This window comes from Hymenobacter convexus, assembly GCF_030580955.1.
GTDB lineage: Bacteria > Bacteroidota > Bacteroidia > Cytophagales > Hymenobacteraceae > Hymenobacter.
In genome coordinates this window covers 98,311-114,432 of the sequence record NZ_JAUQON010000011.1, presented here as the reverse complement: position 1 = coordinate 114,432, position 16,122 = coordinate 98,311, and the positions used below count along the sequence as shown (strand labels likewise).

Below are 16,122 nucleotides of genomic sequence, written 5' to 3'. Positions count from 1 at the left end.
CAACGTTCCCGGCAACGATTGCGCAAATAAAGCGGCCAGTTTCAGAGTCGCTTAGGGGCTGGCCAGGGTAATATTGATTAGAATTCTCCCCCCAACACCAACTCGTTTCTTATGTCAAACTTTTCCTCAACGCCCGGGGTCCGGGGCCGGGCCGTGGCTCGATTCTGGGCCCTGCTGGGCCTTTTGCTGCTGAGCGGGCTCAGCACGCGCGTATTCGCCTACGACCTGACCGTGGCCAAGGACGGCACCGGCAACTACACCACCGTGCAGGCGGCCATCGACGCGGCCCCGACGGGCCGCACCACTCCGTTCACCATTTTTATCAAGAACGGCCGCTACCGGGAGGTGGTGACCGTGCCCGCCACCAAGCCGTTCATCCAGCTGGTGGGCGAGAGCGTGGGCAACACCGTGCTGACCTACAATAACTCGGCCGGTACCATCGTGAACGGCGTGGCGCTGGGCACCCAGAACTCGGCCTCGGTGACCATCAACGCCACCGACTTTTCGGCGCTGAACCTCACGTTTGAAAACTCGTTTGGCGAGGCCGCTTCCAACGGGCAGGCGGTGGCCATTCTGGTGAACAACGACCGGGCCGCCTTCCGCAACTGCCGCTTCCTGGGCAACCAGGACACGATGTACCTGAAGGGCAACGGCACGCCGCACCAGTACTTCCTCAACTGCTACGTGGAAGGCAACACCGACTTTATTTTCGGCAGCGCCATTGCCCTGTTCGAGAACTGCAACATTTACGCGAAAAATAAGGCTACGGCCTCCACGTCCTACATTGCCGTGCCCAATACGCCGGCCGGGCAGGCCTTCGGGCTGGTGTTTAAGAACTGCAACGTGACCGGGCACTCGGTGGCCGGCGGCACCACCTACGACCTCGGCCGGCCCTGGCAGGCCAACCCCAAAGCCGCGTTCCTGAACTGCAACCTCTCGACGCCGCTGATTCTGAACGAAGGCTGGTCGCCGACCAGCTCGGCCGGCACGGCCACCATCCGCGACTCGTATTTTGTGGAGTACCAGAACACGCACTTCAACGGGCGGCCAATCAACGTGGCCAGCCGGGTGCTGTCGGGCCAGGGCCTGACGCCGGTGCAGCCCTCGTCGCAACTCACCGCCGCCGAAGCTGCCACTTATACCAAGGCCAACATCATGGGCACCTGGGACCCGTGCACGCTCATTGACTGCGCAACGCCGTTTGTAAAAACTGTCATCGTCAACAATTTCCGGGGCGTAAAAGGTACTAGCACCACCAACTCGACCTTTACGTGGAACACGAGTTGGCCCATCAGCGGCGACGTGCTGAGCGTGTTCCGCGCCACGGCCACGCCGCCGGCCGTCCTCGGTGCTTTTGCGGTGGTTAACAGCCAGACCGAGCCCAACGACACGACCTTCAACTACGCTTACTCCGATGCCATTCCGGCCTCGGGCAGCCTCTACAAGTACTTCGTGCGCGGCAGCAACGCCGTGCGCCAGATTTCGTCCGACACCGTGACCATCACCAGTGCCCCCACCATCATAGTGACGGGCACGCTGGGCGGCTTCACGCAGCAGTTGGGTACGGGCTCGGGCGCGCAAAACGTGTCGGTGTCGGGCTCCGACCTGGCGGGCCCCGTGACGGTGACGGCCTCGGCCAATTTCCAAGTGTCGCTGACTTCGGGCGGCACCTACGCCAGCAGCGTGAGCCTCACGCCCACCAGCGGCACACTGGCCGCCACCCCGGTCTACGTGCGGCTGAACGCCACCACGGCCGGCCCCTACACCGGCACCCTGACGCTGACCAGCACCAACGCCACCAACGTAGTACTCAGCCTGAGCGGCACGGCCATTGTGGCGCCCACCATCACCTCGAACCTGTTGCAGTGGTGGCCGCTGCGCGTGAACAACGCCGACAGCGCCCAAATCCGCAGCAGCCGTTTAACAGCCACTACGCCCACGCTCAAGCGCCTGTATCTGTCGAACGGCACCACGCTGGCCACGGTGCCGGCCTACTCGAACCAGTTCGGCCAGGCCTTTGGGCCCAGCGCCAACGGCGACGGCACCTGGACCACGGTGGGCGGCACGCTCAACCGCATGTACTACGAGCAGTTTACCGTGACCGTGGCCGCCGGGGCGCCCACCATGCGCGTGGACTCGCTGCTGTTCAACTCGGCGTTTTACAACACCAGCTCCAACACCAAGATGGGCATTGTGTACTCGCTCAACGGCTTCACCACCCCGGCCGATTCCACGGAGATTACCGGCGTGACCGGCCCCGGCGGGACGCAGACGCTTAGCGCCAGTGGCAACTTCAACCGCTCGTTCCCGCTGCTGAACCAAACTTCGGGCAACACCAACCTCTACCGCGTGGCCCTGAGCGGCCCCAGCACCGCTAACCCCAGCGGCGGCGTGACCGTGGCCGCCGGCCAGACGCTGACCGTGCGCTTGTACTACGCCTGCGGCAGCACTGGCACCCCGCGCTACGCCATGCTCAAGAACTTCCGCGTGAAGGGCGACGTGGCCCCGGTGCCGGTGACGGTGCTGGAGCAGTGGCCGCTGCGCGTGAACAACGTTGACAGCACCCAAGCCCGGAGCAGCCGCATCCTGCCCACGGTGCCCACGCTCAAGCGCCTGTACCTGTCGAACGGTACGACGCTGGCCACGGTGCCGGCCTACTCGAACCAGTTCGGCCAGGCCTTTGGGCCCAGCGCCAACGGCGACGGCACCTGGACCACGGTGGGCGGCACGCTCAACCGCATGTACTACGAGCAGTTCACCCTGGCAGTAGCCGCCGGCTCGGCGGTGCGCGTCGACACGCTGCTGTTCAACTCGGCGTTTTATAATACCAGCTCCAACACTAAAATGGCGGTGGTATACTCGCTGAATGGCTTCACGACGCCGGCCGACTCGACCGAAATTGTGGCGGCGTACGGCCCCGGCGGGCTGCAGACGCTCAGTGCCAGCGGCAACTTCACCAACTCCTTCCCGCTACTGAACCAGACCTCCGGCAACACCAACCTCTACCGCGTGGTGCTGCGCAACGGCGGCGTGCCGCTGGCTGGTGGCCAGACGCTCACCGTGCGCCTGTACTACGCCTGCGGCAGCACCGGCACCCCGCGCTACGCCATGCTTAAGAATCTGCGTTTCAAGGGTACGGCTTCGGTGGCGCTGGCCACTACATCGGCCCGGGCGCTGGCCGGGCAGTTGCAGCTGTTCCCGAACCCGACCTCCACGTCGTTCCGGGTGCAGTTGCCGGCCGTCAGCAGCAAGGCGGCGGTATCGGCCACGCTCATCAATACACTGGGCCAAACCGTGCGGACGCAGCGCCTCAGCGCCGCCAACGGCCAGCCCATCGACGCTGAGTTTGACGTGCGCGGCCTGGCCGCCGGCGTGTACACGCTGCGCCTGAACGTGGATGGCACGCCCGTAACGCGCAAGGTGGTGGTGGAATAGCCCACGCCGCCGTTTCGCAGGCATTTGCCTGAAACACAAAATGCTCCGGCCGCTGGCTGGAGCATTTTGTGTTTAGTGCCGGCCCGCCTCGTGAAGCAGAAAAGCGCGCCACGGCAGCTCGCGAATTACCGGCATCGATTGCGCAAATAAAGCCCGGTTATTGGGCCCTGCCTGGGGCCGGAACCGGGTAATATTGAGCAGAATTCTCTCCCAACATCACACTCATTTTCTATGTCAAACTTCTTCGCTGAATACTTCACCTGGCGACGCCCGGCGGCCCGTTTCTGGGTGCTGCTGAGCTTTATGGCGCTGGCGGTCAGCCGCGCCTTTGCCTACGACGTGACCGTGGCCCAGGACGGCACTGGCAACTACACTACCGTGGCCGCCGCCATTGCCGCCGCCCCTACCGGCCGCACCACGGTCTACAGCATCTTCATCAAAAACGGCGTTTACCGCGAGAAAATCAGCATTCCGGCCACCAAGCCGTTCATTCAGCTGGAGGGCGAAAGCGTGGCCAACACCATTCTGACCTACACCGACGGTGCCAGTACCCTGGTGGGCGGCGTGGCTTTGGGCACCCAGAATTCGGCCAGCTTCAGCGTGAATGCCAACGACTTCTCGGCCCTGAACCTCACGTTTGAAAATTCGTTCGGCGACGGCTCGCAGGCCGTGGCGGTGCTGGTGAATGCCGACCGCGCGGTGTTCAAAAACTGCCGCCTCCTGGGCAACCAGGACACGCTGTACGTGAAGGGCACCGGCGCGCCGATGCACTACTTCCGCGACTGCTACATCGATGGCAACGTGGACTTTATCTTCGGCAGCTCGATTGACATTTTCGACCGCTGCGTGATTTATGCCAAGTCGCGCTCCACTAACGGCGCCTCCTACATCACGGCGGCCAACACGCCGCCCGGCCAGGCGTTCGGCTTCATTTTCCACGATGCCAAAATCCCGTCCAACACCGGCGCCACGCTCTATTACTTGGGCCGGCCCTGGCAAAATTCGACTGGCAGTACGCCCCTGACGCAGAACAAGGTGGTATTTGTGAAGCCCACGCTGGGCTTCAACCAGATTCAGCCTGCCGGCTGGACCACCTGGGACGCCGGCACCGACACCAACCTCATTACCTACGCCGAGTTCCGGCCCCGCTACTTCAGCGGCCGCAACGTGAACCTGGGCCAGCGCGTGGCGTGGTCGCGCCAGCTGGCCGTGGCCGACACCGCCCAGTACCAGACCAGCACCGTGTTTGGCGCCTGGAACCCCTGTGCCGTGGCTCCCGGCATCTGCACGGCGTTCACGCCGGCCATTGCCGTGTCGAACTTCCGCGCCACCAAAGGCGCCACCCAAACCACGCTGGACTGGAACATCAGCTGGGCCATGGCGGGCATTCGCTACGACCTGCTGCGCTCGACGGACAACGTGAATTTCAGCCAGATTAACACCGTGACGGCGGCCACCGACTCGACCTACAACTTTCAGATGACCGACGCGCTGCCCGCCGCTGGCAACGTGTACTACTACAAAGTGCAGGCCTCGAAAGCCGGTCTGGCCACGCACACCACACTTACGGCCACCGTGTCGAGCATCGCCACCATTGTGGCCAATACCACGTCGCTGGGTACGTTTGCGCAGTACCAGACCGGCGCCTCGGCGGTGCAGACGTACTCCCTCTCGGCTACCAACCTCACCGCGCCCCTGACGGTGACGCCCCCGGCCGGCTACGAAGTATCGGCCAACGGCGGCACCAACTGGTATACCAACGCCACGCCGCTGGTGCTCACGCCCACGGCCAATACCGTGGCCGCCACTACCATCAGCGTGCGCCTGAACGCCACCACGGCGGGCACCTACGCTGGCAACATTGTGCACACCAGCACGCCCGCCACCGCCCAGAACGTGGCCGTAACCGGCTCGAAAGTCAATACCGCCGCCCCGGTGTCGGACCCGCTGAAATGGTGGTCGTTGAAAGTAAGCGACCAGGACAGCGCGGCCATCCGCACGGCCGCCACCACGGCCAGCACGCCCACGCTACGCCGTTTCGTGCTCTCGAACGGGACTACCGTAGCGGCTTACCCGGCCCGCTCCACCCGCTACGGACAGGCGTTTGCCGCCACCGCCGATGGGCTGTGGAGCACGAGCAGCGGCGGCCCCGGCAATAACGTTGACCGCCGTTTTTATGAGCAGTTCACCATCGCATCTACGCAAAGCGCCCTACGGGAAATCCGGGTTGATTCGATAACGCTCTGGACGGCTTTCTACAACACCACCGGCAAACTGGCCGTGGCGTATTCTCGCACCAATTTCACGCTTGACTCCACGGACGTGACCAGCGGCCGGGGGCCCGCCGGCGTGCTGCCTTCCACGGCCAACGGCGCCTTCGCGACGCCCGTAGCCTTGGCTAACCAGAACACCGGCGCCAATCAGACCTACCGTTTTGCCCTTAATAATGCATCGGGCGTGAGCGTAGGCCCGGGCGGCTTGCTCACCGTGCGCCTGTACTATGGCTGTGCCAGTTCCAGCTCGGGCCGCTACGCGCTGCTGAAAGATGTGGTGCTCAAAGGCCAGACGCGGGTTATTACGGCCACCCGGGCGGCCCGCAACGGCATGGCTCTGTCGGTGTACCCGAACCCCGCGGCCGGCCAAGCTACGGTGGACCTGCTGGGCACTTCGAAGCCGGCCACGCTCACCGTGCTCAACGCCCTCGGGCAGGTGGTGCACACGCAGGCCATTACGGCCGATGCAGCGCAGCTGAATACCGGCCAGCTGGCCCCAGGTGTGTACCTGCTGCGCGTGAGCACGGCCGATGGCACGCTCTCGCAGCAGCTGGTGCGCGAGTAACGCTTGGGACTTTCTCAACAAAAAGCCCCGCTGGCATTGCCGGCGGGGCTTTTTGTTGTTTGGCAAGCACTCAAACAGCACGTCATGCTTCGGCTGCGCTCAGCATGACGTGCTGTTTTTTTCACGGTAACTACCCTACTTCCCGCGCACCACGAAGTTGCTCGAAGTGCCCTGTGCGGGCTGGCCGTCCACGCTCAGGCCTTCGGCAATGGCCTGGAAGGTACCGCCGCCGTCGGCGGTGAAGAAGTGCAGCTCGGCCTGGCCGTTGGCATTGGTACGCACCAGGGGGTTCCAATAGAGCGTGCTGGTGCGCAGGTCGGCGGGCGGATTGGTGAGCAGGGCGTTGTAGCGCGGCTGGTAAAACTCGCGGGCGGCGTAGAAGCCAGGCAGCTTCACCGTGGCAATACCGGGCGAGGCGCCCAGCGGGCCCTTATAGTTGGGGTTGGCGCGTTTGGTGTAGATGGCAATGGCCCCGCCGCTGCCGCCAAAAATGGCCGCTTCGGTGCCTTTGAAAACCTCCACCGACTCCACATCCGCCGAATTGATGGAGCTGATGGCGTCGATGTCCACCTTCATGCCGTCGAGAATAAACAACGGGCTGCCGCTGTTCCGAATCTGGGCCGTCATATTGGGCGGGTTGCCGCTGATGGTGAGGCCGGCCACCCGGCCCTGCAGCATCTGCAAAATGTTCATGCCGGATTTGGCGGTGGGGTCGTTGGCGAAGTCAATCACGGTGCCGCCGGTGGCACCGTAGAGGCGGCGCGGGTCGTCGCGGGGCACGGTTTCGCGCTTGGCCGTCACCGACACGTTGCCGAGGTTGATGTTGCGAACGGCTTTTTCGGGGTGCAGGTCCAGGTCGGCGGCCTGGGCCTGGCGGCTGCGCTTGATGAACGAGGCCACACCCGCCGGCGCGGCCGAAAGCTGCGGCAGCAGCGGCAGCGGCCCGCCCGTGGGGTCGGGGCCAAAATCGGGCTTGATGAGGACGTTGGAACCGCCCTGCGCGCGCCGGGCCTGCAGCGTGATGAGCGCCGTATCGGTAACGGGAATGCCGGCGAAGCTGAAGCGGCCGTTCACATCGGTGGTGCCGGTGGCCACCACCTTGCCGGGGCGCATCTGCAAAAAGGTGAGCTGGCTGTTGGGAATGGGGCGGTTGCCGCTGGCGCTCACCACCTGGCCCACCAGGCTAATGTCGCGCTCCGGCGTGAAGGGCATGGGCGGGGCCTGCCCGGCCAGCACTTCCTTCCACACAAAGCGGCGCCAGCCCTGGGTGAGCAGCAGGTCGTCCAGCGCCTGGGCGGTGGCGGCCGAGGGTTCGCGGAAGTAGTAGCCGGGGTTCTCGACGTAGCCCACCAAATCAGAAGTGAGCAGCAGGTTGGAGGCAATGGTTTCGGCCTGCGGGTCGATGGCCGTCAGGCCGGCATCGCTCACGCCCAGCGAGAAGTTGGTGGCCACGGGTTTGCCGGCGGCATCGGTCACGCGCACATTGAGCTGCACCGGCGCGTGCGGCCCGTAATTGGTCTGGTCGGAAGTGATGGCGATGCGCAGCGCGCTGGGCCCGTTCAGCACAAAAGCCAGCCGCTCACACTGCGGCGCGCCCTGCCCATCGAACAGCGTGAAGTGCACGATGCCGCTGGGGTAGTTTTTCTTGGGCATACGCCAGCTCACGGGCGCGTCGGCGGTGAGGGTGCGGGGGCCGGGGTAGGCCACCACGCCGCGCACTTCGGTCATGAGCTGCACGGCGCCGGGCGCGCCGGGGCCCCGGTACCGGGCCTCCACCAGAAAGTCATCGGCGCTTTCCACCACGTGCAGGGTGTAGCCGCTGGGCTGCGACGCCGGCAGGGGGTAGTCGGTGGCCGTGCCATCGGGCAGCACGATGCGGGCGTGGTAGCGCTGCCCCGCGCCGGGCACAAAGGCAAAACGCCCCATACCGGCGTGGCGGCTGCTGTAGGCGGGTACTACCACCGCGTTCTGGGCATTCATAATCTGGCCCTTCACGGCCAGGCTGCGGCCGGTGGCGTCGGTGGCTTTCACGGCCACCACGGCGGGCAAGCCTTCCACGAGGTAGCCGCCTTCGGGGAAGAACTGGATATCGGGCTGGCCGGGGCGGGCCACGCGGCGCACGTTGCTGCCCGCGCCGCCGGGGGTACTGGTGGGCACGTCGGGCGGGCTCAGGGGCGAGGCGGGCCACACGCTGAGGCGGCGGCTGTAAATGAAGTTTTCGCCGGCGTTGCGCATCCAGTTGGTGTAGGCGCGCAGCACATAAGTGCCGGCGGTGAGCGAGTCGGCGATGTCAATATCGCCGTTGGCGCGGCCGCCCTGCAGGCGAATGGTACGGCGGGCCACCACCTTGCGCTGGGGCGAAAGCAAATCGACGTGCAGCACCTGGCTGAGCGAGTCGAGCTGGTGGCGCGAGCCGTCTACCACGTAAGCGCTGAACCAGATGGTTTCGCCGGTGGCATACACGGGGCGGTCGAGGTGGAGGTAGGCTTTTTCCTGGCGGGCGGTGGTGTAGTATTCGCCCACCTGGCGCGCAATGCGCTGAAGCAGCGTTTCATCGGTGGGCCGGGGGCGAAACGCCGAGAGGGCCGCGCCACTGGCCAGCAGGGCAACAAGAAGTGCTTTGGGCAAGCGCATGGGTGTCGGGGAAATGTTCGGAACAGAAAAGGTAAGCCGGCCGGCCGGAACTACCCGCGAGATTACCCCACAAAGATGGCGACGCCATGAAGCCTGCGGCGCGGCGCGGTCGGCGAAATACGGGGATTGGTCGAGTGTGTGGCCTCGCCTCGCGCGACTTAGCTAGATTTTCGTTACTCTTGTACCCGGATTGGCCCGACGAAGACTTTTTGAAGGAGCAAGTGGCGGCCCCGGCCCCGTGCGGGGCGCCCGGCTAGGGATAAGCCGGACGGTGGGCGGCGGGCTTGTTGCCGGATGAAACTATTCGGGCCGGTTAGCTGCTAGTTGCCCGGGGGCGGTTCTGCCCGCCGCCTTTCTCTTACTTCCTTTCTCAACGCGCTTGGACCCCGTCACCATCAAGGATATTGCGCACGCCCTCAACCTGTCGACGTCGACGGTATCGCGGGCCCTGCGCGACAGCTACGAAATCAGCCCCGAAACCAAGCGGCTGGTGATGGAGTACGCCGAACGGCTCAACTACCGCCCCAACCCCATTGCCCTGAGCCTAAAAGGCAGCAGCAGCAAGGCCCTGGCCGTGATAGTGCCCCAGATTGCGAACAACTTCTTTTCGCAGGCCATCAACGGCATCGAGGCCATTGCCTACAACCGTGGCTACCACGTCATCATTTTCCAGACACACGAGAGCTACGAGCGTGAGGTGGCCAACGTGCAGCAGGCTGTGTCGCGCCGCGTCGACGGCCTGCTGCTCTCACTTTCCAGCGAAACCTCCGATGTGAAGCACCTGCAGGCCCTCATCGACCAGGGAATGCCGCTGGTGCTCTTCGACCGCGTGGCCGCCGAGCTGCCCGTAACGCAGGTGGTGGCCGATAACTTTGGCGGGGCCTATGCCGCCACCTCGCACCTGCTCCAAACCGGTCGGCGGCGCATTGCCCACCTCACCATTCCGCCCTACCTCAGCATTGCGCAGGAGCGCCTGGCCGGCTACCGCGCCGCCCTGGAGCAATACGGCGTGCCCTACGACGAAAATCTGGTGCGCTACGGCACCTTCGGCCCCGACGAGGCCGGGCCGCTCGTAGATGAACTGCTGGCCCTTTCCCCGGCCCCGGACGCGTTTTTCACGGCCAGCGACCGGCTGGCCCTGGGCTGCCTGGGCGCCCTGCGCCAGCGCGGCATCGACGTGCCCGGCCAGGTGGCGCTGCTCAGCTTCACCAACTCGCAATCGGCCCACCTGCTCAACCCGCCTTTGAGCACCGTGACGCAGCCGGCCCAGGAAATCGGCCAGCTCGCCGCCGAGCGCCTCATCGAGCTCATCGAGCGCAAGCACAAGAGCACCGGCCCCAGCACCATGAAGCTGCCCACCACGCTGGTCGTGCGCGAGTCGTCGCGCCCGGTGCCCAAGCTGGTGGTTTAGGAAAGGTTTTAAAGCAGCACGTCATGCTGAGCGCAGGCGAAGCATCTCTACCGCAGCAGTAAATAATTACGCTTGCGGTAGAGATGCTTCGCCTGCGCTCAGCATGACGTGCTCAATTTATCCCAGAAACTCCTTTCCTACTCCCGCGTGCACTTCGCCGTCAGACTCACGTTGGCGTCGGTGTATACCACCAAATAGTTGCCTTTGGCCAGATTACTCAGATTGACCGGCGTGGCGGTGACGCCCGTGGCGGGCGTGAGCGTGGCCACGCGCTGGCCCACGAAGTTGTAGACGGTGAGGCGGGCGGCGGCCGTGGCGCGGGGGTGCGTCACGGTCAGTTGCTCGCTGGCGGGGTTGGGGTAAAGCTGCAGGGGCGCAACGGTGGCGCCGGTGGGCTTGCTGGCCGTGACGACGGTGACGAGGCCGTTGAGGTAGTTTTCGAGGTTGGTGTAGCCGTTGGCGGCGATGAACTGACGGTCGGCGGGGTTGAGGGGCGCCAAGCCGTTGTTAAGCTCGTAGGCGTCGGGCATGCCGTCGTGGTCGGAGTCGACCGGCGCGGCGCCGCAGGTCAATACCGGCCAGGCCACCTGCGAGGTGCTGATGGGCGTGCCGTGCGGGAAGCCGCCCTGCACATCGATGACGGCCCCGCCGCGCGTTTGCACGTCGTTGATGATGCGCTGGTCGAGCGGGTCGCGCACGGGCAGCACACAGCCCACATTCTGCAGCACCGAAGCGTAGGCGTCGGTAGCCGTCTGGGTATTGAGCGGGGCCACGTTGAAGGGCGTCGTCACTTTCGACTGCACCGTGTCGGCGGCGGTGCCGCCGTTCATCGACACACCTTTCCAGTTAGCGGCCGTCACTATCGGGTTACCATCTACGTAGTTGCCAGCGATGTACAGCTGCGGGTAGGGCAGCACCGGCGCGGTGGTTTGCTTATAGGCCTGAAATACTCGCGAGCGGTTGGTGGTGCTGGTGCCGGTGGTGGGGCCGTACTTGTAGTAGTTGTTCACCATGTTGTAGTTGCCGCCTTCGCCGCCGTAGGCGTTGGCGCCGGCGCCCCAGTTGTAGATGACGTTGTTGCGGAAATCGCAGTTTTCGGAGCCGATGGCGGCGCCGTAGCGGGTGCCGTTCCAGCGCGGGGTGCGGCTCACGCAGTGGGCAAACAGGTTGTGGTGGAACGTGGCCCGCCGGCCGCCCCAGATGCCGCCGTAGCCGTGGCGCTCGTAGTCGGTATCGCCGGTTTCGAAGTGGTAGGAGTAGTTCAGCGGCTCCGAAATCAGGTTCCACTGCAGGGTCATCGAGTCGTTGGTGGCGCCGTAGAACGTGAAGGCCTCGTCCATGCTCCAGCTCATGGTGCAGTGGTCAATCACAATGTTTTTGCGCTCGGTGCTGCTCAGGGCGTCCTCGTCGCCGTTGCCGTTGGTCATGCCGATGCCGGTTTGCTGCGGGTAAGCATCGCCGCAGCGGAAGCGTACGAAGCGGATAATCACGTTGTTGCCATTCACCGTCACCTGCCGGTCGGCAATGCAAATGCCGTCGCCCGGGGCCGTCTGGCCCGCAATGGTGGTGTTGGCCGGAATGTTCATCCGGGAAGCCAGGTGAATGGTGCCGCACACCCGAAACACGATGGTGCGAAACGGCGCCGCGGTGGCCGACTGGCTGATGGCGTAGCGCAACGTGCCCTGCGTGTTGGTATCGGCCAGGCTGGTCACTTCAAACACCGTGGTAGGCGTCGAAGTCCGGCCCCGGCCACCGGTCACGAAGCGGCCCGCCCCTTCCACGCCGGGGAAAGCCAGCTGCTGCGCCTGGGCCGGCACGGCCGCTGCCAGGCCGCCCACCGTAGCCAGCAGGCTTAGCCCCAGGCGCACCCGGGAAAGAGAAGAAACAGTGCGGGAGAAGAAAGAAATCATTGCGAAAATGTTGGGAGTCGACGGAAAATTTGCCAGGCGCTCCCGTCTCAAAACGGCTGCAAAACCCGGCAATTCCCCTATAAATATTACGCCCCAAATGCCCGGCAAATGCTGCGCACCGGCTTTTTATTCGCGCAATCGTTCCCGGCAACGATGCCATCATCTACCCTTCATCCTCCCCTCACGCTACTCCTTCTCAAAAATGGCCGACACCCAGCTGCGCAAGGTGCGGTGGCGCTGGTAGCGCAGGCCGTGCTTGCTGGCCTCGGCCTGAATTTTGGGCAAGTCTTCCTCGTAGAAGCCGCTGAACAGGATGGGCCGGCCGCTGGGCAGCAGGCGGGCGTACTCGTGCATGTCTTCGAGCAGCACGTTGCGGTTGATGTTGGCCAGAATCAGGTCGAAGGGCTCCTCGTTGGCAAGGGTTTCCACGCCGCCCAGGCGGCACTCGATGTTGTGGCACTGGTTTTCGGCGGCGTTGTCGCGGGCGTTTTCCACGGTCCAGGGCTCGGTATCGACGGCCAGCACCTGGCGGGCGCCCAGCATCTCGGCCATAATGGCCAGAATGCCGGTGCCGGTGCCCATGTCCAGCACGCGCAGGCCCTTGTGGTTCACGTCCAGTTGGTTTTCAATCATCAAAGCTGTGGTTTCGTGATGACCCGTGCCGAAGGACATGCGCGGCATAATCACGATGTCGTAGTCGACGCCCGCCGGCTCGGGGTGAAACGGCGCGCGAACCGACACCCGCTCGGCAATGATGAGCGGCTGGAAGTTCTTCTCCCACTCCGCGTTCCAGTTCTGGCGCGTGATGATGCGGTGCGAATGATTTAAATCGCCAATGCCGGAGTAGCGGGCCATGATTTCCTCCACGGCATCGGGGTTGAAAACCTCCTCGGTGGTGTAGGCGCGGAAGCCTTCGTCGGTGTCCTCAAAGGTGTCGAAGCCTACTTCGGCCAGCTCGGCCACCAGAATGTCGGCCATCTCGCGCGGGGCTTCCACGGTCAGTTCAATAAAATCCATCTTGTTTGGATGAAGTGTGAGAAAAGAAACAGAACGTCATGCAGAGCGCAGCGAAGCATCTTGCCCGCCACTAGTAAATAATTACTATTGCGGTAAAGATGCTGCGCTGCATGACGTTCTTTATTCCGGTTGCGTCTTACAAAGGTCGCCAAAAAATCAGGCCCCGATGCCGCGCCACAGCCGGCGACGCAAGCTGCCATCGTTGCGCAGCACTGCTTGGATGGGCCAGTAGGCCGACGCGGTGATAACCAGCGCTAGCGCAATGCGCGCCCACCACCAAGGCAGGAAATACAGCGCCGCCGCCGTGCCCAGGGTGGCAAAGCTCATGAGCGTGCTGGCGTTGCGGTTGTTGCCGAACTGCACCGTTTTCACCACGTGCTTGGCCTGGTAGAGGCTTCCCCACAGCCCCAGGCTGGTGAGCGCAGCGGCCCCCAGCGGCAGCAACCCCAGGTAGGGCCAAAACGGCCGTGGGAATAGTCCGAGCAGCGCCGCCGCCGTCAGCAGGCAGTCGACGAGCACCACGGGCAGCACCAGCCGCAGGTACAGCAGCAGCACCCGTTTGGTGAGGCCCAAGCGCTGGATTTCGTTGGCCACCAGCGTGCGCACGAAGCCAAACAGGTTGTTGTTGGCGTAGGTGAAGCCGGCCAGCGGCACCAGCGCGAGGTAAAAGAACGACTGGCTTTTCAGCTTGGCACCATTAGCATCCAGGCCCACCAGGTTGATGAGCATCAGCACCATCTTCAGCACCAGCCCCATCAGCAGCAGCACCCATACTTTGGCAAAATAGGCGCGGTGCTCGGGCGACAGCCGCGCCAGCAGCGAGCCCGAGGCCGGCGCGGCCGGGGCCGCCTCCGCAGGCAGGTAGCGGGCGCTGAAGTACGGCCCCAGCCGGTAGAGCTGCCCCGCCCCCAGCAGCCACGGCAGCACGGCCATGCCCGCGCCCAGCGCGGTGTTGTAAGACGCTTCGGGATGCGAGAGCCACCACAGCATGAGCCCCAGGCTGGCCAGGTGGGCCAGCATGAGCGGGTGCCGCCAGCGCCGCAGCGCCACCAGCAGCCGTAGGTTGAAGCTGAACACCGTGGCCCCCAGCACCAGCAGCAGGCTAAAGCCCGGCACCGCCGCGTGGCCGGGCGCCACGGCCAGCGCCGTGAGCAGCGTGGCCACCACCAGCAGGCGGCGCAGCGTTATCAAATCGAGGAGAAAAGCCGCCGCCCCGTTCCAGCGCGCCGATACCGGGTAGTGTTCGGGCACGGCCCGCACCACCGGCCGCAGCGCGGGCAAAAAATCGACCAGCAGCGCCGACACCAGCCAGGCCGCGTTCAGCCCCACCAGCAGCGTGGGCAGAAAATCGGCCGATTCGTCAAGCGCGTCGGCGTGGTTGAGCATCAGGCCAAAACCGGCGCCGTAGGCCATCATCAGGGCCAGCAGCAGCAGGGCCATGGTGCGCTCACCGCCCTCGGCGGGCCAGAGCACAGCGCGCAGGCGGCGGCGTAGCAGGTAGGGCAAAAAATGGCCGAGCCGGCCCCCGGGATGGCCGGCGGGCGCTAGCGCTGCGAGGTCAGCCATGTCAGGTCCTGGGCTTGGTTGGTGGCAGGGTGCAGCAACTGCAGCAGAGCGTCGCCGAGGTCGGCGCGCTCGCCCCGCGCAAACTCGTCCATGGTGCCCCAGAACTTCACTTCGCTCTCGTCAATAATCAGCAAGTGGGTGGCCAGCTGCTCGATATGGCCCAGGTTGTGCGACGACACGAAGGTGAGGGCCTGCGGCTGGTAGCTGCGCAGCAGGCTCAGCACGCGGTCGGCGGCAAACACGTCGAGGCCGTTGAAGGGCTCGTCCAGAATCAGCAGCTCGGGGCGGTGCAGCAGGCAGGAGGCAATGGCCACGCGCTGCTTCATGCCGGTGGAAAAGGTGCTCAGGCGCTTGTGGCGCACGGTGTCGTAGTCTTCCAGCAGGTGGGCCAGCAGGCTGGCAATGCGCGCCTGCGCATCGGGCAGCGCGTAGATGCGGGCCACGAATTGCAGGTATTCTTCGGCCGTGAGCTCTTCCACCAAATAGCCCTGGTTAACGAGCGCGCCCATGCGGCGCTTCACCGCCACCGGAAAGGTTTCGCCCATCGCCTCGCCGTCGATGATAATCTGGCCGCTACTGGGCAGCAGCACGTTGGTGAGCAGGTTGAACAGCGTGCTTTTGCCGGCGCCGTTGCGGCCCAGCACGCCCACGCACATGCCGGGGCCGGCCGTCAGGCTCAGGTCGCGCAGCACGGTTTTCGTTCCGAAGGACTTGGTGAGGTTTTGTAGGGTTAATTCCATGGAAAGGGATAATAGTTTTGCTGTGAATGAAAGAACGTCATGCTGAGCGCAGCCGAAGCATCTCTATCGCAGAGTGTTTTCAATCGCCGACTCTTTATCGTCGGGCATTCGATTAAATTACTGCTGCGGTAGAGATGCTTCGACTGCGCTCAGCATGACGTTCAGAGTCAGTCGCTTTTGCTTCTGTTTAATTGTTCGACTTGCAGCCCGCGAACGAGCGCACCTTCGTGTAGTGAATGCTGAAATCGGCGCGACTGCGGTCCGTCACCACCAGCAGCACGTAGTCGGCGAAGTTGCGGGCGGGGGCGTCGGCCCACAGGCCGGCTTTATCGGCAAACAGCTTGTTGTTCTCCTTGAAAACCAGCACGTCGGCAAAAGCTTCTTCGGGCTCCACGTACACCGTGCCGTAGCAGTAGCTGCGCCGGCCGGGGTCGGTTTCGAGGTATACCGAGCCGAAGATTTTGCACGGCTCCAGCGGGCCGGCGGCCGGGCTTTTGGCGGGCGGCAGGGCCAGCAGGAAGGTGAGGATGAAGGAGAGCATGCGATGAGGGTTGCGTTTTGAATGTGAAAG

9 protein-coding genes are annotated in these 16,122 nt (G+C 64.3%); 3 read left to right on the top strand and 6 right to left on the bottom strand.

The features are described from left to right. Nucleotides 1-111: 111 nt before the first annotated feature. The gene (locus Q4S41_RS20485) at nt 112-3,435 is read left to right on the top strand and encodes a pectinesterase family protein (protein WP_305032998.1); all 3,324 of its coding nucleotides are present in this window, start codon (nt 112-114) and stop codon (nt 3,433-3,435) included. Nucleotides 3,436-3,666: 231 nt separating this feature from the next. Then, nucleotides 3,667-6,273 carry a pectinesterase family protein gene (locus tag Q4S41_RS20480; RefSeq protein ID WP_305032997.1) on the top strand — a complete coding sequence of 869 codons (2,607 nt, stop codon included), beginning with the start codon at nt 3,667-3,669 and terminating at the stop codon, nt 6,271-6,273. A 135-nt stretch (nt 6,274-6,408) separates the two neighbouring features. Here the strand turns inward: Q4S41_RS20480 and Q4S41_RS20475 are convergent, their stop codons facing one another. Continuing rightward, nucleotides 6,409-8,907 carry a TonB-dependent receptor plug domain-containing protein gene (locus tag Q4S41_RS20475; protein WP_305032996.1) on the bottom strand — a complete coding sequence of 833 codons (2,499 nt, stop codon included), beginning with the start codon at nt 8,905-8,907 and terminating at the stop codon, nt 6,409-6,411. A 379-nt stretch (nt 8,908-9,286) separates the two neighbouring features. Between Q4S41_RS20475 and Q4S41_RS20470 the strand changes: the two genes are divergently transcribed. Then, nucleotides 9,287-10,318 (top strand): LacI family DNA-binding transcriptional regulator, encoded by a 1,032-nt coding sequence (locus tag Q4S41_RS20470; protein WP_305032995.1) that lies wholly within the window; start codon nt 9,287-9,289, stop codon nt 10,316-10,318. Between the two features lie 137 nt (nt 10,319-10,455). On the opposite strand, the gene Q4S41_RS20465 is transcribed toward Q4S41_RS20470, so the two are convergent. The 5 genes from Q4S41_RS20465 to Q4S41_RS20445 form a co-directional block, all read right to left on the bottom strand. Next, nucleotides 10,456-12,228 (bottom strand): T9SS type A sorting domain-containing protein, encoded by a 1,773-nt coding sequence (locus Q4S41_RS20465; protein ID WP_305032994.1) that lies wholly within the window; start codon nt 12,226-12,228, stop codon nt 10,456-10,458. A gap of 186 nt (nt 12,229-12,414) precedes the next feature. Further along, nucleotides 12,415-13,245 carry a 50S ribosomal protein L11 methyltransferase gene (gene prmA / locus Q4S41_RS20460; RefSeq protein WP_305032993.1) on the bottom strand — a complete coding sequence of 277 codons (831 nt, stop codon included), beginning with the start codon at nt 13,243-13,245 and terminating at the stop codon, nt 12,415-12,417. A 156-nt stretch (nt 13,246-13,401) separates the two neighbouring features. Next, nucleotides 13,402-14,811, bottom strand: coding sequence for a hypothetical protein (locus Q4S41_RS20455; protein ID WP_305032992.1), 1,410 nt, complete (start codon nt 14,809-14,811; stop codon nt 13,402-13,404). Beyond that, a complete protein-coding gene (locus Q4S41_RS20450) occupies nt 14,790-15,551 on the bottom strand; it encodes an ABC transporter ATP-binding protein (protein ID WP_305032991.1) in 762 nt (253 codons plus the stop codon). Before Q4S41_RS20450 ends, Q4S41_RS20455 begins: the two co-directional genes overlap by 22 nt. Before the next feature lie 187 nt (nt 15,552-15,738). Beyond that, the gene (locus Q4S41_RS20445) at nt 15,739-16,092 is read right to left on the bottom strand and encodes a hypothetical protein (protein WP_305032990.1); all 354 of its coding nucleotides are present in this window, start codon (nt 16,090-16,092) and stop codon (nt 15,739-15,741) included. Nucleotides 16,093-16,122: the final 30 nt, after the last annotated feature.